The 537-nt window shown below is 47.1% G+C and carries 2 protein-coding genes; one reads left to right on the forward strand and one right to left on the reverse strand.

Annotated features, from left to right (window positions below):
• Positions 1-247, forward strand: a 247-nt coding sequence (locus tag R7Q48_RS30475) for a response regulator transcription factor (RefSeq protein ID WP_318134147.1), incomplete at its 5' end; no start/stop codon positions are given.
• A 52-nt stretch (positions 248-299) separates the two neighbouring features.
• Here the strand turns inward: R7Q48_RS30475 and R7Q48_RS30480 are convergent.
• The coding region (locus tag R7Q48_RS30480) for a glycoside hydrolase family 2 protein (protein ID WP_318134149.1) at positions 300-537 on the reverse strand (238 nt) is incomplete at its 5' end.

A 537-nucleotide genomic window follows, 5' to 3' on the forward strand; every position in this document is an offset into this window, starting at 1 on the left:
GATTGGCTACCTATTGAGCCTAAATAATACCGTCGGTGAGCTAGAAACGAAACTCGAAATGGAACTGACCCGTCGTGAGCTGCAAGTGCTCTCCGCACTGTGTCAGGGTGGCTCAAACCTTGATATTGCCGATTCGCTCTTTGTCAGTGAGCACACGGTGAAATCGCACCTCTATAGTATTTTCCGTAAGCTCGAAGTCAAAAACCGCATGCAGGCCATCACGTGGGCAAAACGTAATTTGCTCTAGTGTGAAACAACAAAGGGAGCATGGAAGCCCCCTTTCAACGTTGAGTTTGTGTTTACTGCATCAAATGGTAAACCCGTAATGATGCCGACATTGCGGCCAGATCGTCTCCCAAAAACTCAATCGTTACAGGTTGGTTCGCCAGAAGAGTGAGGCTGGAATCACTAAAACGACCTTGCGTATCACACTCCACATGCACAAAGAAAGCAGGCTTATCCGCAACCAATGTAATTTGGCTGCTCTCAATCGAGACATCAATATTGGCTTTCGCCATCGGTAAAGTTTTCAGCTCA

This window comes from Vibrio sp. 378 (genome assembly GCF_033339435.1).